The sequence below is a fragment of the Sphingobacterium athyrii genome (assembly GCF_003071065.1).
Classification (GTDB): Bacteria; Bacteroidota; Bacteroidia; order Sphingobacteriales; family Sphingobacteriaceae; genus Sphingobacterium; species Sphingobacterium athyrii.
Map to the genome: position 1 here is coordinate 368915 of NZ_QCXX01000006.1, position 25296 is coordinate 394210.

Annotated in this window: 20 protein-coding genes and 1 tRNA gene; 4 read left to right on the forward strand and 17 right to left on the reverse strand. The window is 38.2% G+C overall.

The annotated features are described in order from the left end of the window. Positions 1-110: 110 nt before the first annotated feature. The 6 genes from DCO56_RS21375 to DCO56_RS21400 all read right to left on the reverse strand — a co-directional run bounded on the left by DCO56_RS21375 (position 111) and on the right by DCO56_RS21400 (position 7367). On the reverse strand, positions 111-2843 hold the full coding sequence (locus DCO56_RS21375) for a DNA gyrase/topoisomerase IV subunit A (protein WP_108635772.1): 2733 nt from the start codon (positions 2841-2843) through the stop codon (positions 111-113). Between the two features lie 158 nt (positions 2844-3001). Further along, positions 3002-3535, reverse strand: a complete 534-nt coding sequence (locus DCO56_RS21380) for a GNAT family N-acetyltransferase (RefSeq protein WP_108635773.1) — start codon at positions 3533-3535, stop codon at positions 3002-3004. Positions 3536-3562: 27 nt separating this feature from the next. Then, positions 3563-4240: an ABC transporter ATP-binding protein gene (locus DCO56_RS21385; RefSeq protein WP_108635774.1), complete on the reverse strand. Its 678-nt coding sequence runs from the start codon at positions 4238-4240 to the stop codon at positions 3563-3565. Next, a complete protein-coding gene (locus tag DCO56_RS21390) occupies positions 4237-5151 on the reverse strand; it encodes a hypothetical protein (RefSeq protein ID WP_108635775.1) in 915 nt (304 codons plus the stop codon). Before DCO56_RS21390 ends, DCO56_RS21385 begins: the two co-directional genes overlap by 4 nt. Before the next feature lie 102 nt (positions 5152-5253). Next, positions 5254-6417 (reverse strand): MFS transporter, encoded by a 1164-nt coding sequence (locus tag DCO56_RS21395; protein ID WP_108635833.1) that lies wholly within the window; start codon positions 6415-6417, stop codon positions 5254-5256. Between the two features lie 200 nt (positions 6418-6617). Further along, complete coding sequence (locus tag DCO56_RS21400) at positions 6618-7367, reverse strand: TrmH family RNA methyltransferase (protein WP_108635776.1); 750 nt, start codon at positions 7365-7367, stop codon at positions 6618-6620. A gap of 8 nt (positions 7368-7375) precedes the next feature. Here DCO56_RS21400 and tamL point away from each other — a divergent pair, with 8 nt between their 5' ends. After that, on the forward strand, positions 7376-9727 hold the full coding sequence (gene tamL / locus DCO56_RS21405) for a translocation and assembly module lipoprotein TamL (RefSeq protein WP_108635777.1): 2352 nt from the start codon (positions 7376-7378) through the stop codon (positions 9725-9727). 66 nt (positions 9728-9793) lie between these two features. Here the strand turns inward: tamL and DCO56_RS21410 are convergent, their stop codons facing one another. The 4 genes from DCO56_RS21410 to DCO56_RS21420 form a co-directional block, all read right to left on the reverse strand. After that, entirely contained in the window at positions 9794-10321 is a 528-nt protein-coding gene (locus DCO56_RS21410; RefSeq protein WP_108635778.1) for a hypothetical protein, read from the reverse strand. Positions 10322-10616: 295 nt separating this feature from the next. Further along, positions 10617-11294 (reverse strand): hypothetical protein, encoded by a 678-nt coding sequence (locus tag DCO56_RS21415; protein ID WP_108635779.1) that lies wholly within the window; start codon positions 11292-11294, stop codon positions 10617-10619. A 300-nt stretch (positions 11295-11594) separates the two neighbouring features. Continuing rightward, positions 11595-11723 (reverse strand) — tRNA-OTHER (locus DCO56_RS29355). Between the two features lie 130 nt (positions 11724-11853). After that, positions 11854-13371, reverse strand: coding sequence for a TROVE domain-containing protein (locus tag DCO56_RS21420; RefSeq protein ID WP_108635834.1), 1518 nt, complete (start codon positions 13369-13371; stop codon positions 11854-11856). A 693-nt stretch (positions 13372-14064) separates the two neighbouring features. On the opposite strand from DCO56_RS21420, the gene DCO56_RS21425 reads away from it, so the two are divergent. Continuing rightward, positions 14065-16275 carry a TlpA family protein disulfide reductase gene (locus DCO56_RS21425; RefSeq protein ID WP_108635780.1) on the forward strand — a complete coding sequence of 737 codons (2211 nt, stop codon included), beginning with the start codon at positions 14065-14067 and terminating at the stop codon, positions 16273-16275. Positions 16276-16593: 318 nt separating this feature from the next. Here DCO56_RS21425 and DCO56_RS21430 read toward each other — a convergent pair whose 3' ends face one another. Continuing rightward, positions 16594-17475 (reverse strand): hypothetical protein, encoded by an 882-nt coding sequence (locus tag DCO56_RS21430; RefSeq protein ID WP_108635781.1) that lies wholly within the window; start codon positions 17473-17475, stop codon positions 16594-16596. Positions 17476-17633: 158 nt separating this feature from the next. Continuing rightward, entirely contained in the window at positions 17634-18158 is a 525-nt protein-coding gene (locus tag DCO56_RS21435) for a hypothetical protein (RefSeq protein ID WP_206531792.1), read from the reverse strand. A 161-nt stretch (positions 18159-18319) separates the two neighbouring features. Here DCO56_RS21435 and DCO56_RS21440 point away from each other — a divergent pair, with 161 nt between their 5' ends. Next, the gene (locus DCO56_RS21440) at positions 18320-19216 is read left to right on the forward strand and encodes an Rpn family recombination-promoting nuclease/putative transposase (protein ID WP_108635782.1); all 897 of its coding nucleotides are present in this window, start codon (positions 18320-18322) and stop codon (positions 19214-19216) included. A 241-nt stretch (positions 19217-19457) separates the two neighbouring features. On the opposite strand, the gene DCO56_RS21445 is transcribed toward DCO56_RS21440, so the two are convergent. From DCO56_RS21445 to DCO56_RS21460, 4 genes are all read right to left on the reverse strand, one after another. Continuing rightward, entirely contained in the window at positions 19458-19919 is a 462-nt protein-coding gene (locus DCO56_RS21445; RefSeq protein WP_146191111.1) for a hypothetical protein, read from the reverse strand. Between the two features lie 54 nt (positions 19920-19973). Continuing rightward, a complete protein-coding gene (locus tag DCO56_RS21450) occupies positions 19974-20243 on the reverse strand; it encodes an esterase/lipase family protein (protein ID WP_108635784.1) in 270 nt (89 codons plus the stop codon). Positions 20244-20410: 167 nt separating this feature from the next. Beyond that, positions 20411-20800 carry a hypothetical protein gene (locus tag DCO56_RS21455; RefSeq protein ID WP_108635785.1) on the reverse strand — a complete coding sequence of 130 codons (390 nt, stop codon included), beginning with the start codon at positions 20798-20800 and terminating at the stop codon, positions 20411-20413. Positions 20801-21073: 273 nt separating this feature from the next. Next, positions 21074-21676 carry an SMI1/KNR4 family protein gene (locus DCO56_RS21460; RefSeq protein ID WP_108635786.1) on the reverse strand — a complete coding sequence of 201 codons (603 nt, stop codon included), beginning with the start codon at positions 21674-21676 and terminating at the stop codon, positions 21074-21076. A 211-nt stretch (positions 21677-21887) separates the two neighbouring features. On the opposite strand from DCO56_RS21460, the gene DCO56_RS21465 reads away from it, so the two are divergent. Beyond that, entirely contained in the window at positions 21888-24068 is a 2181-nt protein-coding gene (locus DCO56_RS21465; protein ID WP_181390637.1) for a S41 family peptidase, read from the forward strand. A gap of 189 nt (positions 24069-24257) precedes the next feature. On the opposite strand, the gene DCO56_RS21470 is transcribed toward DCO56_RS21465, so the two are convergent. Then, positions 24258-24884, reverse strand: coding sequence for a hypothetical protein (locus DCO56_RS21470; protein ID WP_108635788.1), 627 nt, complete (start codon positions 24882-24884; stop codon positions 24258-24260). Positions 24885-25296: the final 412 nt, after the last annotated feature.

The following is a 25296-nucleotide window of genomic DNA, read 5'->3' on the forward strand; positions in this document are numbered from 1 at the left end:
ACAAGGCCTTGGTTACCTTTGAGGAATACCCTGTGATCATTATAATATAAAAAGGCTCGAATATGATATTCGAGCCTTTTCTTATGCGGATTACTTATTGAAAAATGCTGTTAAAACATTTCCATTTGCCCTTTGTCATCAATTTGGATGTCGTCAGGATTAGTGATTTCTAATTTGATATCATCTTCTTTTTTATCCTTAGTGGCATCCGCTGATATTTCATCAGTTGCCGCATCGGATTTGGTCTCTCCGGATTTTGTTTCGCCACCTTCTGAAGCGACTTCAGCTTTCTCCTTTCCTTTTTCACTTAGATCTTCATCAGCCGTGATCAAGGTGACAGATTTTACGGTATGGAAGGACAGACGGTTGCCTTGTGCTTTTATACCCTTTATGTCAATAATTTCAGTCAACGGTTGTTCCAGTGTTTCCTCCGTTTGTGATTTACCTTTCAGGATGTCCAATCTGACGGTCGGCTCAGCAGCATTGCTCATAAGCACTAATTTTGAACCGGGTTCTTCGTTGATAAACGAAATACGTTTACCAATAGGCTGGTCATCAAATTTAAAACGTTTGACAAAATAAGTACCACTCTTACCATCTTGATGTACCACGGTATAGATATGTTCCGGGTAGAATTTTTCTATACGGATCATTTTTTCATCAAAGTGGTTACTCAGGTCGAAGTTCGATAACTCGTAGCTACCGTCGGAAAGCACAATTAATATTTTATCATCACCATCAAATTCCCCTAGATACTGACCACGTTCATCGGCATTTAAGCGTTTCATGATGCTGTCATACCAAATTTTTCGTCCTGCGAGCGTTGAAATACCTGAGCTTTTGAAGGCGATTTTCTTGACAGGGTATTTGGAAACAATATTGCCCTGAGATGCACGACCTTTAATGGCAATTTCAGCGAAGTCCATATCGAAATTCAATTTACGCAATTTCGTGTGTGGTTTGAGCTGTATATTGACCACTTCGGCCTCACCATTTGGATTAGCAGTGAAATATAAAACTTTTGATCCTTTCGATCCTTTGGATACATCATACTCCTTATCGCGGGTAACGCCGACGACAGAGAAGCGTTTGATATAACTCGTACCGGTTTCGCCTTCTTTATAGATCACGTTGTATATGGTACGTTCGTCCCCTTTTTTGAAGACCGCTACATGGATAATTCCCTTTCCGACAAATACTTTATCCTGGATTTTGCTGACGACATATTTGCCATCTTCGCGGAAAACAATGATATCGTCGATATCCGAGCAATCACAGACAAATTCATCTTTCTTCATTCCTGAACCGATGAAACCTTCTTCGCGATTGACGTACAGCTTCGCATTGGCTAAAGCAACTTGTGTTGCCTCAACTTTATCAAAGATGCGTAATTCAGTCTTGCGTTCGCGATCTTTACTGTATTTTTCACGTAGTTTTTCATACCATGCAATAGCATATTCCGTCAATTGACGCAAATGGCGCTTCACCTCTTTGATCTCATTTTCGAGCGTCTTCATCGTTTCGTCTGATTTTTTTACATCGAAACGTGTGATACTACTCATTGGTTTATCGATCAGTTTCTTATAATCCTCCGGAAGAATTTCACGATAAAACTGTTCAAAGAATGGCTCAAACAAGCGATTTAAAACCTGTACGACAGTGTCAAAGTCACCGGCATTTTCATAATCGGCATGTTTGTACATCCCCTCTTGGATGAATATTTTTAATAAACTATTGAAGAATATTTTTTCCTGAAGATCATTTAAACGGATCTCCAATTCCCGCTTCAATAGATTTTTGGTGTTTTTGGTATTTTCAATCAAGATGTCATTGACGCTCATAAAATGAGGTTTCTCATCTTTGATGACACAGGTATTTGGCGAAATGGAAACCTCGCAGGCAGTGAATGCATACAAGGCATCGATAGTAACGTCAGGAGATATTCCCGGCGCTAAATGCACGATGATTTCAACATTTCCAGCGGTGTTGTCCTCAATTTTCTTGATTTTGATTTTGCCCTTTTCATTGGCTGTCACTACACTTTCGATCAAGCCGCCTGTAGTAGTGCCAAAAGGAATTTCTGTGATCGCCAGGGTCTTTTTATCCCTTTCCTCGATTTTAGCGCGCACGCGGATCTTTCCACCGCGTTGTCCCTCGTTATAGTTGGACACATCGGCCATACCACCTGTCGGAAAATCGGGAAGAATATTTGGTCGTTCGCCATTCAGTACCTGAATTGAGCCATCTATAAGCTCAATAAAGTTGTGGGGCATAATCTTGGTTGCCAAACCTACAGCAATACCTTCTGCTCCCTGAGCCAGAAGCAATGGAAATTTAACAGGTAAAGTAACTGGCTCACGGTTACGTCCATCGTAGCTCTGTTGCCATTCTGTCGTTTCCGGATTGAAGACAACTTCATTCGCAAATTTAGAAAGCCGTCCTTCGATATAACGTGGTGCTGCAGCCGAATCACCCGTGATCGGGAAGCCCCAGTTACCCTGACAATCGATCAGCAGGTCTTTCTGTCCCAATTGAACCATGGCATCTCCGATGGAAGCATCTCCATGCGGGTGATATTTCATGGTATTACCAATCACGTTGGCAGCCTTATTATATCGTCCATCATCCATTTCTTTTAAGGAATGGAGGATACGACGTTGTACGGGTTTCAAGCCGTCATTTATATGGGGTACAGCTCTATCCAAGATCACATAGGACGCATAATCCAAAAACCAGTTCTCGTACAGTCCAGATAAAGGTATTGTCTGACTTCCGCCCTCTGTTTTTCCTGCTCCTAATTCTTCTTGGTTATCTTCCGTTGGGAAGTTTGTTTCGTCACTCATTTATTCAGCAATAGATTAAATTGTACAATACAGAAATGTTCGAAATTTTATTTTATTCGAACGTGTAAAAATACAAAACCATTTTGTTTTATCCCAGTGAAAGTATAAAAAGTTAAAAAAATTAGTTTTTAAAGCTAATATAGTTAGTTTTGTGCCGATTACTCGACCAGGTCGTACCAATAACATTGGATGTCCCAACGGTCGAAATAAAACTCTTCGGTGACCTGAAAACCCACTTTTTCCAATACATGCCTTGATCCTTTGTTTTCGGTATGGGTGATGGCATGGAGCTCGAAATGAGTCAGGTGTTCCCGATAATACTGCATACAGGCTAATGCCGCCTCAGTGGCATATCCTTTACCCCAGGATTCTACCCTGAAACGATAGCCTAGATCTAGGAATCCGATACGTCCGTTTTCCAATTCATCAATATATTTAAAACCCGTCCAGCCGATCCATTGGTTGCTTGATTTTTCAATAACTCCCAGTCGGCCAATACCGTATTTTTCATATTGTTGCCGAATGAGAGCGATCACTTTTTCCATTTCTTCGATGGATTGAACTGGCTCTTTATTGAGGAAGGTATGTACCTCAGCCTGTGAATCCATGGCAAAAAAATAGTCCTTATCGTCCATGCTTATCGGACGGATGATTAGACGTTCCGTTTCTAATGTTGGTAGGTATTTTTCCATCTGGTATATTTTAGGTTTTAGTGGCTTTTAAAGCCACAGTTTATCAATATCTTTTTTCAATATTTTCTCTTTCATTTCTTCTTCAAAATTACCGAACTGTTCTTTTTTAACAGTCTTGCTGATCCGACCTTCTTCCAAAACCAATATCTCATCACAGGTATCCTTTAGTGTCGAAAATATATGCGATGAGATCAGGATGGTTTTGCCCATTGCTTTAAGACGTAGTATGATTTCGGTCAGGATAATACTGCTTTGTAGATCGATTCCGTTAAAAGGTTCATCCAGAATGTAGAAACTGTTGTTCTGGAGCAGAGTCGCTGTCAGTGCCAGTTTCTTTTTCATCCCCGTGGAATAAGAGCTCGCATACTCTTTTAATGGTAATTCGAAGATATTTCTTTCGCTTAGATGCTGAATACTTTTCCCTCGGGCATCTGTAAGGAGGTAGATGTATTCTTCACCTGTGAGTTTCGATAAGAAATACGGATCTGATGTCAGGTAACCTAAATGGTTCTTAAGTGGTTGCAGATTTGCGCTGATCTTTCCCGAAGCTGTTTCCAGCCCTGCTATACAGCGAAATAAGGTTGTTTTTCCAGCCCCGTTTTCGCCTACGATGCCGTAGACTTTTCCGTCCTCAAAAGTAAAGGAGACCTCATGCAAGACCTGATGCTGCCCAAAGGATTTACTGATATGAATAAGTTCGATCATAAATAGTTCTTTAGATTTTTGAGGGCTTTAAAGTAATAGAAAGGTAATAATGCCAATATCAATGGATAGAAGCTGAAACATAATACCAGCGCAAAAACCTCCGGAAAATTGATCTCTCGTGGATAAGCGACATATTTTAAGGTAATGGCAAAAGGGAGTAGGAATAGTATACCGCCCAAAACAATTAGTGCATTAAACCATTCTGATGAAAAAATAAAGGCGTATGTCAGTAGGAGCGGAAAGGCAAATAAAAGGCATTGCAGTATTCCATGCCTAAATTTCCGCAGCAGAAATCTGGCCGGTGACTCTCGGCTGTTCCAAAGATAAAATATAGGTTCCGGTAATTGATAGTAGAATACAGCGGTAAGTGCAATACCAGCGATACAAAATAGAACGAGGTTAGGGTTCATTACATAGAAGCCGATTGCTCCGAGTATATACAGAATGAAAATTAGCAGGTAACTCCTTCGGAATCCAATAATAAATTCAAATGGTTTCTTTGTAAACGGAGTTGGGATAGATTTACCAAAAGCTTTAAAGATCAAAAAAGCAAATACAAGAGCTAGTGCAATGAGCGCCGCGCCATATAGCCATAGCCCTAGAAATAGAAAAATAGCCATGGTCGGTAAAATCACGAATCCATTTTCCACTAGCCTGATCGTATAAAAATTTTTTTTACTAAAGGTATTTTTAAGAAAATCGTTCCTGTTTTTTTCGGTCAGGAGAAAGAGTAACTGAAAATTGCTAAGCAGCAGGGCATAGCTTCCAAAAACAGGATACTGGAGCAGAAGGTAATAGGCAAGATAACTGGTTCCAATAAACAAAAGTGGTGCAACCACAATCGGAAGGCCGGTCGCCTTAAAATGGCGTGTCAACAATTTATATTGAAGCTTTAAATAATTGTTTATCATTTGCTATCTGTTTATAAATAGTCATACAAGCGATGCTATCGTGAGCTTGTTAGTCCGCCGTTAGCGTACTTAAATTTAATGACTCCAATCGAATAGCTAAAACTAAGATTTTCTTTGCCAATTTAGCATATAGAGTAAAGCGATCACTAGTACGACGGCATTTGCATACATAATTTGCGGAATGCGGAAAATGACATCGGCATAATATAATCCAGCGAGAAGTGCTCCAAGGCCAATTCCCGCTTCGAGCGAAATATACATGGTCGCGACCGCTTTGCCCCGATGTTCGGGGATACTTAGATCAATAGTCCAGGCGTTAACTGCGGGGGATAATATACCCGTGCCAATACCGTAGATGCTCGCTCCAATCATCATACCGATAAAGCTATCCCCAAAACCAATCACCACCAAAGCAACGGCAATAATCACTATGCCTGTAATAATAACTTTCGGCCTCCCATAGCGATCGGAAACCTTTCCCGAAACAAAACGTATCATGACGGATGCGATTGTAAATGCCAGAAAGAAAAGGCCTTTATTTCTTAATCCTAGATGTTCACTCCAATCTGGAATAAGGGTCAGGATCACACCGTACGCCGTATAGGATAGAAAGGTAACTATTCCAGCAGGGAGTGCGCGCCATTCAATAATGTCTTTTCGGTTTATTTTGAGCATGGAAAGGTTAAATTTCTCCTTTTTAACCAAGGTTTCCTTCATATTGATGACGATGAGGATTGATAACAATGCCATGAAAGACGAGGAGTAGAACATGACATTAATCCCAAAAGCGTCAAAAATAGCGCTTCCTATTGCTGGGCCTACTGCAGTGCCGACACTGAATGCAAGACCGTGCATTCCCAAGGCTTCGCCCCATCTTTTTTGAGGAACAAGATCCGCAACATAAGCTGAGGTGGATGTAGGTTTAAAACCGGTGGAGAAACCGTGTATCAGCCGAAGAAACAGAAAGCCCGCGACGGAAGTTAAGATCGGATAAAGAAAACCACAGATAAAACAGACGATGGATCCGATGGCCATAACGGGTACACGGCCCCAGCGATCGGTCAGCTTACCACTGAAAGGTCGTGAAATTCCGGCAGTCAATGTAAATAGTGCGATGATCAGACCCTTATATTCAGCCCCGCCCAGGCTACTCAGGTAATTAGGTAGCTCGGGAATAATCATATTGAAACTAGACGAGAATAGGAGTGAGCTCAGGCAAAGTAAAATAAATTGAAGCGTGTAGATGGATTTCTGTTCAGATGGCATTTTAAAAAAATTATCGTGCATGAATAATTCCTCAAGTATGCGGTACCGTGGATGATACCTGTACTTTTTGAAGTGTAGGTCAAATGTACAGCTTTTGAAACGATTAAACTTTTTCTTTTGTTCGAAATTTTCGAAAAATCTTCCAATTATGACATCACATTGGGTACATCAACGGATATCATCTGCGGTTGAACGTCCATTTAGATCAGCCGCTGCCGGGCGATCTCGCTACAGAATATCGTTGTTGCTACGGCAACATTCAGCGATTCCGCTTGGCCGATGCGGGGTATGGTCACTGCCTGATCTATTAAAGTTATTACTTCTGTACTGATACCGTTGCCTTCATTTCCCATGACAATCAATCCTTCTGTACTCCATTCGGTCTGGTAAATGGATTGCCCATGAAGTAGTGCGCCATAGACCGGTAGGTCTGTTGAAGAAATAAATTCATGCAGATCCACATAATGTACCTGTATCCTTGCCAATGAGCCCATTGTCGCCTGCACAACTTTCGGATTATAGGCATCTACCGTGCCAATGGAGCAAATGATATGTTTGATCCCAAACCATTCGGCTGTGCGAATGATGGTACCCAAATTACCGGGATCCTGTACATCATCCAAAACGATGTTGTAGCAATTTCTTAAATCACTTACTTCAATCTGTTGTTGTTTTGGGAGCTTGACCAGAGCAAGGATGCCTTGCGGAGATTTTAGTGTACTAATCTTTTGAAATTCAGCCCCCGTCAGTTCATGGGATTTTATATTATGCGAGATTTTACCCACTTTTGTGTTTGCGTCGTCTGTATAGAAAAGGGAATCAACCCGGTAACTCGATGAGATAAATTCCTTGACGGATTTTATGCCCTCAACGATAAATAAGCCATGTTGTTTTCTATACTTTTTGTTTTGTAGAGACGTTATTAGACTGATTTGCGCTTTTGACAACATTTTTATTGATGATTAAGTACCCTCGTTTTATCGGATTTGCAAGTATAATGCTTTTGACGCTATTTTTTGCATCTTGCCGATCTTCAAAATATATAGATGACGACCAAGCCTTGGTTACAAAAGTACAGATTTCTGGAGTTTCACCAGCACTGAAAGAGTCTTCCGAGACCTATATCTCCAATCAGATCAGACCTAATTCGCGGGTAAACCTATTTATTTATAATACCTTCAATACAAAAAAAGGTCGCTATAAGACCAAGAAGATCAGAAATGTTGGTGAGCCACCACATTTGTTGGACTCGGCAATGGTCGACTTGTCGGCCAATCAAATCAGACGTTTTCTATTTACGAAGGGATATTTTAACGCCAAGGTCAGTCCCGAGATTAAGGTTGAAAAAAAGAGGGCACATATCGATTTTAGGGTAGATGAAGGAAATGCGTATCAAATCAGGAATATTGAGCGTAAATATGAAGATGGCGATGCAAAATGGTTATTTGATCGGGATATTCTGCCAAAAACTAAAGTCAAACCCAATACGCAATACGATGCGGCTAAATTGTTGGATGAACGCGAAAAATTATATGTTGTCATGCGCAACAATGGCTATTACGATTATTTGCGGCAATATATGCGTGTGGGTATTGACTCTACGCTGAACGGTGATCAGATCGATTTAAAAATAACTATTGAAAACCCGAGTGATTCAACGATACATAAAAAGTATCAAATTGACAGTGTATATATGACTGTTAGGAATTATGGGGCAATATCAAAGAAACCACCCCGCCGCATAACTGACTCTTCAAAACGACTTCTTTTTGTGGATGAGACCAATAGCTTTCGCTGGAAACCTTTGGAGCGATATATGTATTTGCGATCCGGTCATTATTATTCCTTGGCCGAAGAAAATAAATCTTATGATCGGCTATATGAGATGAACGGTTTTCGGTCGGTGAAAATACAGTTTGTAAAAAAAGATTCCAATAAACTTGATGTACATTATGACTTTGTTCCAAGACCGCGTATGGGCAACCAGATTGAAGGGGAGTACACTTTTAGTTCGGGGATGAGCGGTTTTAATATTGGAAATACGTTTTCACAACGTAATATTTTTGGCGGTTCGGAGCAATTGGAAGTGAAGCTGCGGTACGGGGTGTTGTTTGATCCACGTTTGTCGGGCGGGCTTTCCAGCAAGATATTTAACAATGATTTTCAGGCGGGTGTGAATTTGGTGATTCCACGCCTCATGGTGCCGTTCAATATTAATCCGGGGGGAAAATATGGTTTACCCAAAACAACCTATTCCATGACTCTTCAGTTATTTGATCAGGATCGGACTTACTCCAACCGCTATTTTACAACTTCACTGAATTATTCCTGGTATGAAACAGAGAATAAGTATCACAGTTTTACTCCGATCGTATTGGAATATCGGGACGGAAGATTGGACTCGAATTTTCGGAAAAACCTTGAACAGGGCGGATATCAGCTGTATGTACGTAGCAATGACCGTCAATATTTTGGACTGGGTACCCAATATACCTTTATGCTGAATGGCAAGAAGCTGACCAGCAAAGAAGATTTTCAATATTTCCGTGGTACGGTGGATGTCAGCGGAAATGTCTTGGATCTGATCAGTAGTCTGGCCAAATTACCGGCGAATGCCGATGGTGAGAAAAAAATATTTGGAGTGCCATTCTTGCAGTATGCGAAAACGGAGCTTGATTATCGTTTGTATCGGAATCTTGGAGGAAACAGACAATTTGTTTTCCGATTTAATCCGGGGATAGCCATACCGTATGGGAACAATTCGAAGTTGTTGATATTTGAAAAGAGCTTTTACAGCGGTGGAATGAATGGTATCCGGGCGTGGCAGGCGCGCACACTGGGGCCAGGCGCCTATAATCGACAAAGCCTAAGTGAGGACCTGCGTCTGAATTTGCGCAACTTGGATCAACTTGGCGAAATTAAATTGGAGGCAAATGCCGAATATAGGTTCCGCATCTTAAATAATTTTCTAGGGGCCAAAATGAACGGAGCCACCTTTGTTGATATGGGGAACGTTTGGCGGCTTAAAAAAGATGATGAATTAAATCCCGGCGGTGAATTTAAATTCAATAAGTTTTTGGGGCAGGTAGCTATTGGTACAGGGTTTGGACTGCGTTTTGATTCAGATTACTTTGTGATCCGCCTGGACGCAGGACTAAAGGTTAAAGATCCGCAGTTTTCGGGTAGCAACCAATGGGTAATCAAGCATTTCTTTGACTCAAAAGAGTTTAAGCAGCAATATTATGACAGTCATAGGCCCGATCGGTATAATTTTATCCAGTACAATTTTGGGATCGGTATGCCGTTCTAGTGCGTGCTAATTTTTATAAATAGCTCAGTAAGCTGGATAATGACTTTGCTGTACTGCTATTGCATGCTAGCCCAACAGATTCTTTAGACTGGAGAAAATTGACTCAACGATCTTGCTTAAATCTAATCCCTGTGAATGATTGAATATAAAGAAAACAATTGCCAGCGCAATGGCTGTCATAATCACTTTTTTGAACATATAGGCGATACCCAATACAACGGCAGGGATGATCAAAAACATCAGTCCGCTGATGGCAAAGGGAGAAAGTCCATTATCTGTCTTGTAGATATAAAACAGGCGACCTTTGGATTTCTCCTGGTTTTTGTGACTAAAAAATACAAAAGTAGATGATTCGATTTTTTGAGCCGGCACCGCTACGCCCTCGTGAAATTGGAGCGCCTGAGAGAAACCGTTAATGGTAAATAGGTAGTTCCCATTGATAGTCTCATTGGTATTGCCTATTGAATCCAAAGCGACGACCGCAAGTTTTCCGTTTTTGGAAAGATTCTCTTTTATGACAAAGTCTTGGATATTCTGCTCCTGAGCACCTGCCCAGAAAGGTATCAGTAATAGAAAAAATATAAGCTTTTTCATCTTATTATAAGCGTTTAATTTTAGCCCATTTGTAGCAAGAGATTTGACTTATTTGCTTATATTCCTTTCTACAAGCCAAGGCAAATTCATGTTGGCGATGTCGCAATAGATCTCGTCGAAATGAGCATGCAATTTTAGGAATTTTAATCTTCTTTTGGAAATCTTAAATTATTTGGGGGATTATTCTAATCGAAAACTTTCTCTTTTTCTTCTCAGATCTTATGGTTAATTTTTTCCATCAAGCGAAGCTTGGGTTCTTCTGTTTGTTTTTTTGTGTATTAGCAATATGCCGAAATTAATCTTCCTTGTTAGATTCTTTATTTTCATTCTGTCCCCAAATCAAGATGTTAGCAATATTATTTACCTTAAATTCCGCTGCTAGACTCTCTAATTTTTCGGAGAAAAAATGTAACTGATTTAATAAGATTAGCAATGCTTTTTTTATGGTTTGGTAGTCAAGTTCGATTTTATTTTTTGAAAAATATGGAAAGAAAGGTTCGTCTTTATCGTCGCAGAAAATGATAATCCTGTCTTGATTTTTGGTGATTCGGGGTGAGGGGTGGCACTCCAATAGTGAAAAATCTTCGAAATTTTCATTTAGTATTCTTTTCCATTGTTGGATTTCTTCTAAGAGGCCACAGCATTGTGGATACAATTCGATCTGTCCATTAATGGAAATTGCGTACCCACCAAATAGTGTGCAAGAGTCTTTTATGGGCATGTCTCCAATATGTAGTTTGATGATTGTTCTTAAATCCTCAATCTTAATGTCAAAAAGTCTATATTGATAAATTCCTGTTGTGATTGGACGGGGGATATCAATATAGTTTTTCCTTAATTCAATTTCTTGATATAGATCCCATTCTGTCGTATTCGTAAAGGAAGTTCCTGCAGGTACTATATTGCTTTGTGCTCCCTTTATGGTAGGAAGTTCAATAAGTGGTATAAAATCTATTTTGTCCATTAACTTCATTCGTGTTGAATCTCATATATCCAGTCTTTTGGGAGGACTTGCCATCAAAAGTACAATGTAAGAGAATACATTGTACTTGACAAATTTCTAGTTTAAAAAACAGAAGCAAAAAGCAACAATAGTGGGGGCTAGCCATTGCCGGATTCGAACCGGATAATCTTGTTGATTTTACAACTTCATTATTCCTCCCCTTCATGGTGACGAAGTAACTATCGTTTACGGCATTCTGTTTAGCATCAAAAAGGCAACTGACGAAAAGAGTCTTTTCCGACGTTTTCGATATCGTCTATCTAGAACTGATCGGAAGCAGGATTTGAACCTGCCATTGGACCGAAGTAACTCTTTTCTACGGCACTTATCCAATTTTATCATAAAGCAAGGTAACTAACGAAAAGAGACTGTTTTTCCTGCTCTACCAACTGAGCTACTCTAAATACCTATAGAGACAGGACTCGAACCTGTGACACGGGCAACTCAAATGCGAAGTAACTCTCTTCTACGACACTTGCTTATTTTATTCCTTTTATTAATCCCGCAGCCAAATTACTGCGGGATGATCTTATATTTCCACTTGATGGATCTGTTCGACAGCGGATAGGGCATTGTCCATACCAGAAAGTATGTCAAACACTTTATCCGACCAGCCTGCTAATAGGTAAACATCATTTTGTCTAACATCTATGGGCTGTTTTCCATATCCCGCCAGATCGAATAGGTAGAGTTTCGCCGTTGGGGCTAAACTTTTGTAATTATTCCATGACTTCTCCAAAGAATTACCATTATAATTACTATCCCATAATTCACAGTCAGTAAATATCATGACTTTATCCACGATCTTTTTTCTATGGATTAGATCGTCAACGACCAGGTATCCATTTGTCGAATAGCCTACTTCACCTTCTCGTTTGTAATATTCCATTACATTCGTCAGCACCCGATGTTTAGGCATATTGATTATTTTGTATGTATCACCAAATATCCCTGTTGTTACATCTTTACATTGTGACTGTAATAGCATTGCTAGCATTAGGCCTACATCATACAGTAAAACCGTACTTTTTGCCGAAATAGGTTTTTGCATAGATCCAGATACATCACAGGCGATTATGACAGAAGTCTCAAAACTGAAGCCTTTTATATTTCTGGCACTGCATAACGTGGCATCTTCCAATGCTGTCAATACAGTTGACGTTAAACCCGATTTTAGCACTTTCAACTCTCTATAAGCTGAAAGAAACCTGAACGGAAGTTGTCTAGAGTTGAATACCGCTTGCTCATTCGTTAGATAATTGCAGACCATCAAGATATGTTGTGCTGATACGTTGGCCTCCAGTATATTACGAAGATTTCTGAGCAAAGCCATATAACTCATTTTTTTACTTTCGATCAACTCTTCCCATTTTCTGGCGAAAGCATCAGCTCTGGCCAGGGCGTTATCAAAATTTTCCTGACCCAATTTAGAAAGTTCCGTTTCCCAAGTATAAGGGATTGAAAGTTTATCCGCTGCGATCCTGTCAAAAATAGCCTGCTGTTGATCGTTCTTAGGGCGAGGGTGTACAAGAAACAATGCATCCTTTAACTTAATTTCAGCTTTCCTGTCATATTTTGCAAACTGGTATTCATCAAATCTGTTAAAAGAGGCTACAAGACCTTTTTGGATTTGTTTGGAAAGTTTACTTAACTTTTTCGCTCCATTTCTGTTATTTGCAATCTGGTAATAAGCCAGAAGTTCAGTTATCTCGTCAGCACGCAATACTACACGGCTCACTGCTTTACTAACGATCGACTCGCCAGAGGCTTTCTTCGCTAATTCGACAGCTAGTACTATCGGGATGGACCTTAAGTTCATCGCAGTACGTGCATAGATGGCCAGTTTGGCGACAAATATCGATTCGCATGTCATGACCAGCTCCTTGATTCGATTTAATCTACTGTTGCCGGTTTCATAAAATGAGTCATTCAATCCAGTTGTGACTACCATAGTATACAACTCCAGTTCTGGTGTCATGAGATAAGCCTTTGCTTTTTCATGATTCGTAATCAGCTGTTTTTTAGTGTTAAGGAAGTTGAATTTCATAATCATTGCATTATCGTTAAACATTTGTGCCAGACTATTCTGAACTGACATTACAAAATTGCGAGCTGACCTACGCGTTATATGTGCGTAATAAGAGGTTAATGTGCGGTTAATGTTTATTTATCTGATTATTAGTTTGTTATTTTTTTTATTTCGAAAAATTATTTGTTTAGTATATTTAAGTGCGCAGGTTTATTGCGTGGTATTGCTTCAATCTGTTTTACCTGCCTCGCGTTAAGGGTTAAGATTCGTTATAAAAAAAACGTAGATGTGTAGATATCATGTTGGACAAGGCTTGGTTTGAGCGATTGGCATTTTGGAAGTTTCCGGATTATAGGGTATTCGTTGATCGGCTCAAAGTAATAAGCTTGCGTTTCTGCTCCCTTACTCGTTACCAATCGGTAGGCCGATATTAAACATCTGTTATAATAATCCGTTAAATTGCAACCTGCATAGTGGTTTAAAATCGAGTTTTTATGGAATCAAGATCAATGGATTTATTACTTTTCTATCTGAAAGAATATCAATTGGTTTTGTCCAAAGTTACGAGTCTTTCCGATGCGGGGAAGATCATAAAGAACTGAAGAACAAAGGAGTCATCTTTTGCTTTATATATTTTTTAATTGGTTGTATATTGTATTTTAAACGGAATTTTTATTAATTTTAGTGATAACCATATAAAACTATTTGTTGATGAGAAGATTATTATTCGTATTCCTTTTATTGAATTCTGTCTGTTTCGGCCAAAAGGGCGTTAATTATAAGATAACCGAGGAATTGATGTCCGAAGGGAAGCTTATACAGTCTAAATCAACCTATTTTACATTGTCTAAGAACAAATCAGCATCAAAAGAAGAATTCCCTTCAGAAATAAAGATTAATGCTATTGAATATAAGGATTCCCGTAATCCATTTTTCTTTTCCAGTTTTTATCCTGACAGTAACCAAAATGTTTTATCTTCCAGCATACTGATTGATATTTTGACGAACTTACAACAACCTATTCGCTTCAATTTCCAGCATCAAGAGACTATTGTTGATACATCTTCACTTAGAAAAGAGATCCTGTCAAAAGCAAAGTACTGGCAGTTATCGGACGATATCACGGATATGGTAAGGAATAATGTTATGGTTGGAGCAGAGTTTCTTTGTAGCGGGTTAAATTATAAGTATCTAGGTAAAGATATCTTAAAGAGACTTCAATCCGGACCAGTGCTAGTCAAAAAACAACTGTACAAAATTGCCAAAAACGATAAGAAAAATTTGTATCTCACTTTAAGGGACACATCAACGCTTTTGAAGGGAGAGCTTGTTGTCGATAAGAAGACACTTTTACCTGTTATGCTCTCGCGGCAAAATGAATATAGTTATGATAGTCGGACATTTATCAATACAACAAAATTACAAGTGATCGATACCGTTGTGTCCAGTACTTACAATGTAGCATACGCGGAGATGCTACTGAATGGCAGCTTTGCCAGTAAGGCGCTTTATACCGATGAGGCAATTGATAGTTTGAAGGTGATGGATTATATCGTTAAGTATGATGCTATTTTTCCAAATGATAGGTCATTCGTACAGCGAAAACTAAGTCTACTTCAGCAAATTAAGAACCATAAACTTTATGACCTAAGTTTGAACGATGCGCCGGTCAATTTTCTTGCGGGTACACATCATCTTTTGAATTTCCTCTACAATGGGGACTTATCAAGAGATAAGTTTATCGCAGCAATTCCGTTACTAGACCATGAAAAACGATATGATTGGATGCAGAATGGTTTATATCAACACTTGGGGCGACCAGCGAAAGCAGGAGCCTTGTCTTCCGATGAACAGACCGACTTATTAGTCAATTATTTTTCCGAAATTGAAAAACAATATACCTATCCGATGGTATTGGGACGGCGGATTATTCAGCAGACCGACAATCTATCGCAATCAAAAAAAATGCTTAATGAGTTGATGGATCTTAATGACGACTATTGGATAAATGGAAATATCGGGCGATATGCGTTATTGGCTTATCAGCGGATGGCCTCTGTAGATCTGGACTACAGTCGGCAATTGTTAGCAGATATTATTTCAAAACTTACGGTACTTTATAATGCAGATAAGACCGACCATCGCAATATAACACGTGCGCATCTCGCTACGGCCAACTATTTAGCCTTCCAAGTGACGAATAAAAACAATAAGCAAGAAGCTTTGAACTATTTGGAGAAAGCTGCCCTATACTCACCAAAAAATCAGGCAGAGGTTGCGTACAACTCGTCTTACGATATTATGTTTTTGAAATCTAAGAGAAGCTATGCGGAAGAATATCTTACAGAATTGGCCGCAGGCGGTAAGAAAGATCTCGCTTTACAGAAATATATTGATGAGTTTTTGACGGTTCAAGGTACTAGCTATAACGGGTTACGTGATTTTTACCAATATTACTATCCGGAACAGAAATTCAGTGAATTTTTCATTCAGAAGGTCGTTCCCCAATTGCCCGATGCGCCAGATTTTGCTTTGACGAATCTGGAGAATAGCCAAATCGCGAAAGCTGACTTAAAAGGTAAATGGACATTGGTTGATTTTTGGGGCACGTGGTGCGGTCCATGTGTCGCGGAGATGCCAAAACTCAATAGGTTTTATGAAGATTTGAAGGCCGATAAATCACAATGGGACAAGATTGGTTTTATGAGTATTGCATGTAATGATACAGAAGATAAAGTGAAAAGCTTTATTGCTAGAAATAATTACAGCATCCCCGTGCTGATGTCAGACAATCAGGTGGAAAAAAACTTTAAGGTCAGTGGGTATCCGAGCAAGTATATTTTAACGCCTGATGGGAAGCTAATCGCTATGCCATTTGGTTTTGATTGGCAGCCGTTGTTGGAAGAAGTCGCGACTTTTTGATGGATTATTTATTATCCTGAGACAATATTTTTCTCGAATGGGAAATGACATAAGAACTTATGTGAATCTACATATTCAATTTTGGGGTAATAGTAGTCATTCCAGCGTGATATTGACAAAATAATTTGTTTAAGGATTGCTTGTCTATCGTTGATCTGGCCCATAGATGATAAAGGATTTTGTAGAAGTTCGCAGAGCGCCGAATGACTATCTGAGTTTAATGTATAATCAAATAGGGGTAAAATGTCTTTTGATAAAAATAAATCTTGTGTATCATTCATAATTGCTTTAAGCTTATTTAGAGTGTCTCTGCTGATTTTATTCCTTCAATAAATCTTCGATCAGTTGAAGCTTCACATTTTCCAAGATCCCTTTTGGATCATCAATGACTACTTTTCCAAAGATATCCTTTTTAATAGACGCATGGTTTCCATTGTTATCGCTGGCTTCATAATTTCCAAATATATCCTTTCTTACAGAAACACGGCTCCCTTTGTTGTCTTCAATTGTTTTGCCACCCAATATGTCTGTTCTAATGGTTGTACTTTTACCGGTGTTACTTTCAATAGTCAGGTTTCCTAAAATATCCTTTGATACACGACTGCTATTTCCTTGGCTGTCACGAATGTCTAAGCCACCTATAACATTTTTAGATACAGTGGCGTGGTTGCCACTTGCATCACGGATATCTAAACCGCCGAAGATATTTTTTGAAATAGTAGTGAGGTTCCCATGGTTGTCACGTATCTCCAAATTATCGAGGGTATTTATGGAAGCAGTGGATGGACTCCCGTCCTGATCAGAAATATCAAAATCCCCACTTATATTTTTTCTGACCGTTTTTTCCTTTCCGTTGTTATATTTTACGACTATATTGCCGGAAAAATCCTGTTTTATCGAAGTTTTAAGTCCGTTGTTATCCTTTTTTGTATATCCGTCCCAGTGGTCTTTGCTATATTTGACACTTTTACCCCAGTTGTCTGAAACGGTTACTTCTCCCCAGCTATCGGTTTTTATTTTAATTGAGCTTTTATCTAAGCCTTCCGAAACAGCTAATTGTGTAATATACTTTCGGATATTATCAGAAAGCGTATCAGTTAACTGCTTTGAATAATTTTTATTGGAAGAAAGAGCAGCTTTTACTGTCACTATCGAAGAGAATAACAATGCAAAGCTAAATAGGATATATAAGCGTTTCATGTGGCTGTGATTTATGATTAAGATACACTTTTTTTTGACAAGAATAAATTTTGTTTCAATTTCCTTTCCATGAAATTAAAAAATACTTTTTGAATAGGCCATTTCCTAATTTATGCTTCTTTTTGTTTTAATTTTTTCACTCTATATCTTATGTTGGACTACATATGTGCAAAAAAATTGAAGCTTTGTTGAGCAGTTAATCTAGGCTTCGCATCTGACGATTTATTTACAAAATTTTCATACAATTCGATCGTGATAATCTTAGCTCCAGCAGGGATTTTATAGGTTTCATCCTTTGTATAATTGTAACCCCGAATATTCGAATTTTCTTTGCCCGCTATCCTTTTGATCTCGACAATATATTTCAGCCTAAGAGTATTCCCCGTTAATTCCTCTTCGATTCGGATTTTCTGTATGTGATTGATATAATGGCTACTAGAGGAAATATTGCCCTGCAGACGGAATTTTAATAAGTTTTCCTCTTTGGATATCATAAAAATCAGGGGATTAAGTCGCTCTGTAATCTCTTTAAACGTGTTAAATTTATGGGAGACGCCGTTTTCAGAAACATCGCTTGTTATTTTTTTTGGCTCCGCATAAATAGGGGAAATCCGGAATTTTTGTTCGTTGGTTTTACAACTCAATAGTGTCAAAAAAGTTGAAACAATCATGATATTTCTCATTGCTTATTTTTAATCAATTTTTCGAATTAAAGTTAGCACAGACTGTCTGATAAGAATATCCCTGATATCGGTGATTTTATTAATCTTTATAAATAAAAATACTAATATATTTAGTTTTTTTTTATTATCTTTAAGGCGAATAACCAATATTATAGATCTAAATGAATAAAAGAGCTAACACATCGAAGTACATCAGTATGCTTTCTGATTTTGGCTGGAAGCTCTATTTTGGACGAGAAGAACACAAGGAAAATCTAATCAACCTGTTGAATAGTCTGCTTGAGGGAGAGCACGTGGTAGCGGATCTTACATACAGCAATGTAGAGGAGGATGGGGATCAACCGTACGATCGGAAAGTAATCTTTGACCTACGCTGTGTAGGCACTGGTGGTGAGGTTTTTTTGGTGGAAATGCAGCTTCAAAATCAAGATTTCTTTTTTGACCGTGCTGTCAGCTATACTTCTCGGACGATAAGCCGTCTGCCCAAGAAAGGACGTGCTGGAAATAATTATGAACTTCCACCTGTATATTTTATCGCTGTACTGGGGTTTCCGATAGATTTAGCAAACAGGGAAAAGTATTATTATAGCGCAAAGATCATCGATGAGTTCGATCAGGAAGTCCTTTATCCCAAGCTAAGTTACAAGCTGCTGGTGTTGTCCAACTTTAATAAACCCCTGGCCAAACTAGATACAATCATCGATCAGTGGATGTACCTGATGAAGCACCTCGATGAGTTGGAGGGATTGCCTAAGTATTTGGATAAAAGAATATTCTCCCGTATCTTTGCAATAGGAGAACTGGCAAAGTTAACGCCAGAGGAACAGATGTCATACATATCAAGCTTGGAACAGAAACGTGCCTATAATGCTACGATTGCGTATGCTGAAAAGGAGGGTATGGAAAAAGGTTTTGAAAAGGGTAAGCTGGAAGAGCGCGCCAAAGCCGAAGCGGAGAAACTCAAATCCGCATTAGAACTTAAGAAAATAGGTGTAGCTATAGAGAATATTGCGAAAGCTCTTGGGTTGACTGTTGAGCAGATCGAAAAACTAAAATAATATTCATTCAAAATACTTTAAAAGCCAGTTCTTTTTAAAAAGGGACTGGCTTTTTTATTGAAATATGTTGATTTCGTCTCCAGTGCTTGTTCTATTGTGATGCGTGTCGAAAAAAGTGAAATATCGTCTCAAAAATAATGTTAATGACATAGACACTTCACCACTTTTGGCAAACGCACTAGTTTGACCAAGGTATTGAGCTGGACAAAATACGCTAATTTATCGTTATTTTTTCAGATAGTTATAATCCCAATGACCCCAGTCCGCTAATAATGTCTAAATAAATTTGTGGTATTTGCAAATTTCCGATATTTCTACGCATTATATCGGTTATAGCAGCATGGGAAATACCTTTTTGCGCACGTATGTGTTCAAATCGATCACCCCAGGCGGCATTTTGTAACGGTATCATCCCGTCATTCTCACCAGCTACCCGTGTCAGATATTTAAACGTCAGGGCATATAACAGATCATCTTGTGCTATGTTCATTGTTGAGGCAAAGCTCTGATAATATACATTGTCCATGTTGGGATTGAACTGATTGAAACTCTGCATTTCCCTTACACTCAAATCTCGAATTACCTCGATTGGGTTTGGAGATTGACCACCAAATAAGAATGAAATACGGTGTACAAGTTTTTTAGTGATAGAATCTTCCGATAGATGTTTTTCTATTAGATAGTCTGCTATTGGTGTTCCCAAATGTGGGGTTGATAGCGTACTTAGAGATGCGACTATTTCATGTCCCCCTAGTGTTTAAATAAAATGCCGAGCGTCTATTCCGCCCTTGGAATGAGCGATCAGATTAAATTTTTCAGCACCTGTTGTTTCTACAAGTCTTAATAGATTTGCTTTTAACATCTGTGCGTTATTGGAAACATTAGCCCAGCCATCTGTTTTTCCGTAATAAAACAGAATGTTGTTGTCTCTAAATGTCTTTGGAATTCTTCCCCAAAACAAACTGTTATCTCTGGCAGATGTACCGTGGATAAGAACGATGGGATATTTTAAGCTAAGATCTGTCATTTGAGAAATATCTTACCAAAGCTATGATTTAAACTCTAATATTGATAAATCCAATCAAAAAGTGTTAATTTTTGAAAAATAATGAAGATTTATACCATGTATGAATATCTAATGAAATCGAAGGAAAATATGGAAGGGTTTCTTATAAAATGGAGGAGTTAAAAGATCTAATCTAAAATCTCTTCGTATGTAAGTGTATTTTTACCTTTTAGTACACTGATCTCTACGAATGTCGGTGCTATTCCTTTGCCATTAGGACGGTACATAGAATAGATATAATACTTGCCGTTTGTATAATTAGCCCTCAATGTATCACCTTCATACCTGTCCACTAATGGCGAGTGAATCTGTATGCGTTCATCCGGTTTATCATCCCAAATTCTCCCTTCAATAAATGTTCGTTTATCTTTCTCGGAGATGGACAGTTCAAATTTATGTGTATAGTCTCTAAAACCACCGCTTTGGTTGAAAGTGACCTCGAAATCATCATGCAGTATGACCTGATGTTCTTTTAATATTTCTCTCGCTTCGGATTTGGAAAATAATAGGTCATCCATGATGATGTATGAAGTGAAAAAAAGAAACGGTAAGATTAAAACTATCGAAGCAATGATGCCAGTTTTTTTACGACCTGATTTTTTCAAGATCCAATAGAGAAAATATATAAATAGGCATGGTACGCAAAAAAATAAAAGAAAGATCATGAAGTAAAATATGTGATCCATCCCATTTAGTTTTTGCTGTTTATTTGAGTATTCATTTCCGAAATTACAAAATTTACAATAACAATATGGGGTTACTCTTCATTGGATTCACACATAAGCCTATCATTAATACATATCTTCTTCATCAATAAAATTATAACCATTATTGATCAGCAACTGGAGATATTCATCGAAACTATCCGCTATGACGCAAAACTCATCGGGATCATGCACGAAACGTACTATTTGCCCTTTTTTACCTTTTTCTGAAGGACTGAAATCTACGAATAATTGTGAAGTGCCACCGTTGTTCATACAGTCGGAAAAATGAAGCCATTTTAAGTTCGCTGATTTATCAGTAATCTTGCTATCAATTTCCACGTGGTCATATTTCCGATCGATATAATCAGCATAATAGGTATGTGCAATAGATTGATTTTCGATCATCTCTTTAGAAGAAAGTAGATAATATGGATACTCATTTAAGTCAGACCCTAGAAAGAAGAAAGCTATTTCCTCATCGGCGTAGGTTCGCCAATAGGTCCCATCAACATACTCGAGCAGTTCTACGAGTGCTTGGGGGATATCTGAAAATATCTCTTTGAGCTTCTCCAGATCTGTTTTATTTGCACCATGTTTAATCTGTTCAAAATGATCCCAGGCTTCCTCGCCATTGTTGTCATAGTAAGTCTTTTTTAAGCCCAATAGATATTTTTCCGCTATTTCCATTTATTTTTCTTCTAGTAATGTGAAGTTAATTAAATTTTATGAGGCAATAAAAGCAAATACTGTCAATTTTCCTTTTCTATCTAATTTTTATAAAAAGCGGTTAAATTTACAATGTTATGCAAAATAAAAGATCAAAAATATTTTTGTATAAGCCTTAAAAAGGTAGTTGCAATTAATTCATTAAATGGTTAATTTAATGAAAATTTTAATTATGAGATCTAATAGCCTATTTATTTTCCTTGTTGTTCTTCTAACGACGATCTCGAATCGTCTGTATGGTCAACAAAACTTTAACTTTTCATTTGATAAGCCCATTGGTAGCCCTTGGTTCAATATCGGAGACACTACCGCCTTCAAGAGCCGTATCAATCAGAATACATATTACAGTGCAAAGGGAGCACTCCAGATTGAAAGCATAAAGAAAAATAAAGGATTTGGTGGAATCATGATGTGGTTGCCGTCAAATTTAAAAGGCGATTCCATTGAGGTATCTGCCATGATCAAGCGCGAGAATATCACAGAAGGATCCTATGCTGCGATGATGTTGCGAATAGATCCGAAAGTCTTTTTTGATAATATGGCTAATCGTCAAATTCGGGGAACAAAAAATTGGGAAAATATTAAGCTGAAGACGAAGCTGGTACCCGACCAAACCGAAGGGATATCCATTGCATTTTTTCTGTCTGGGGAGGGCAAGATGTGGGTTGATGATGTACTTATTACTGTCGATGGTAAAGATATTACTAGAGAAATGGGAATATTTGTTCCGTTTGCAAAAGGGATTAGTGACCCTGTGAGTTCAGGTATTTCTGATTTTAACAATACGGCTGAGATTGATCAACGCTTGGTGGATTTGGGAAGAATCTGGGGCTTTTTGAAATATAAGCATCCAGCGGTAGCACAAGGGAAGTACGATTGGGATCAACAGTTATTTAAGTCTATGAATACTGTTATTATGGCAAAAGATAATAAATCCATCGAGTCGCATTACGCAGCGCTGCTAGATAGCCTTGGTACCACAGCCAATTATGCTAAACCACATGTCGAAAATGTCGTTCATGAGGTAGATTATAGCTGGATTGACGGTCTTCCTTTTAACGATGGCCTCAAGGATAAATTAAGACGTATTCGTTATAGTAGTTTCGATCAGCATCATTATTTTGATTTTGCTAAGGGTGCAGGCAATGTTCTTTTTAAGAATGAAAAAAAATACGAAAATGTATATTCTGCGGATGCGGGATTTCGTTTGTTGACGCTCTTTCGCTTTTGGAATATGATTGAGTACTTTTCTCCCTATAAAAATCTGACGGATCCCAAATGGGACACTGTATTAAAAATCTCGGTACCGGAAATGATCCTTAGCCGGGATGATAGATCTTATGGCCTTTCACTGTTGAAGATGGTGTCACGTGTTAAAGATGCGCATACAGGATTATGGAGCATACCTAAAGGCTTAGTAGGTTTTTATGGTAAGTACCGAATGCCTGTTGAAATACGCATGATAGAGGGAAAAGCCGTGGTGACTAAAGTCTTTGACAGTGAGAAATCAGGAGATAAACTTAGGATAGGGGATGTGTTAATCACTAAAGAGCATAAAAAGGTGGAAGAAATCAGAGATTCCCTATGGGCTTATATGAGCACACCAAATGAAGCGGTTGCCAATCGTGATCTGGCGCGAAAGCTTGTGACAAGCAATAGCGAGATTGTGCGCTGTGAGTTAGTACGTGATGGCCAGCAGATTAAAGTAGATATTGCTGCAATACCCTCTGGCCAAATTAAACCTGCTTCAAGAGATACCGTGCCTTTTAAGATGATGGACAATAATATTTTGTATATCAATCACAGTTTGCTGCGTGGTAAGATGATCACAGAAAATATGGCAAACTGGAGCAAGGTAAAAGGTGTTGTGATTGATGACCGCAATTATCCTGGTGATTTTTTAGTATTCAAGCTTACACCCTTGTTGTTAACCAAGCCTACTGATTTCGTTCGTTTTACCAGCACGAGTCTTCAATATCCCGGCACTTTTGTAATGAGCAGCCCATTACAAGTTGGGGAGAATGCCAATGATTGTTATCAGGGTAAAGTGGCTATTCTGGTCAATGAAGATACGCAGAGTTCTGCGGAATATCATGTGATGGCTTACCAGGCCGCTGCCAATGTCAAGGTTTTCGGATCACAGACAGCGGGTGCAGACGGTAATGTCAGTTATATTGATTTACCAGGCAATCAAAGGACAATGCTATCTGGATTGGGTGTATATTACCCAGATCAGCGTGAAACCCAACGTGTCGGTATTAAAATAGACCAAATTGCTAAGCCAAGTATTAAAGGTGTTCAGGAGGGTAGAGATGAGGTATTGGAGAAAGCTTTGGACTATTTAAATAAATAGGTCATTTTTAAAAATATCCTGCCAAAGAACTGGAGAGTTTTGTCAGTAAGGGGAGAGAAGAGTGGGGGTCTTTCTAAAAATAAAAATACTTGATAGAATATATTATTAAGACATTCTATCAAGTATTTTTATTTGAAGGGTATTACAAATTAAATGCCTGTTCTTGTGCGGCCATAACGCGTCACGTTTCTATATCGAATTACGTTTTTTTCCGTCACTAATTTTTTCTTCAAACTCTTTTAGCCATTGAGCATCCACTTTCTTAATTGCTTTCATTATAGTATGCTCTGGTACTTCCATCTTTAATTCGTAAATGGCTTCACCACGATTTCTAGGTTCTTTATCATTTTCTGATTTCCTAAAAGTATTTGTGTTCTTTACTAATCCCTTTAATAAACCACTTGTCCAATCTATAGAGGTTTCTAAGTTCAAAATTGGCGGCAGTTTTGAAATTATATCAGAATTAATAAACTGACTACCCTTTGGGAAATTTTTTATAATAATTATAACATAAGCGTTTATAAAACCGGAAATTACTTTTGTTTTTTCATTTGTTGTCTTATGTTGTATATATTGCTGTGTTTCAATATTTACTGTATTCAGCTCGAATGGATGAAAATTGTCATTAATAAAATCTTCAATAATTCTGTTAAATATTTTAGATATATAGTAAGCAGCTTCTATCGAAACTTTTTTCTTTAATGAAGAGTATTTTATATGATACTGATTAAGTAAATTGTCTATATCATTCGCAGAAAGACCTAAATGTTCTCTTGCGATCTCAACATTCTTTAGAAAAATAAGAGGTATATTCATGTTGTTTAAATAAATCCATTTCCATTTTTTAATATTATTTTGAAAAATGGAAATGGTTGTTTATATTTGCTTTATGTTAATTGCGACAATAAGTGTGGGAGTAGTCCTACACTAACGATGTCTCTCGTTTGAGAAAACCGGCAAAATTTTACCTGCGAGAAGACTGCGAGTTCGCCATTCTATTGGATTATTTTTATCTTTACCGATATTTAATAGCCAATAGGGCGAGCTTTGCATCAGTCTTTTTGGAGGTGAAGCAGAAAAATCTCTTGTAGATTATACTGCTATAGGGTTTCCTGCCGGTTTCCCTCAACCATATAAGCAGCAAGGTTCGCCCTATTGGTTTCTACCACTCCGAACTTCCTTAATTGGAGAGTCACATCGTTTTTATAACCAAAATGGATTATGACAA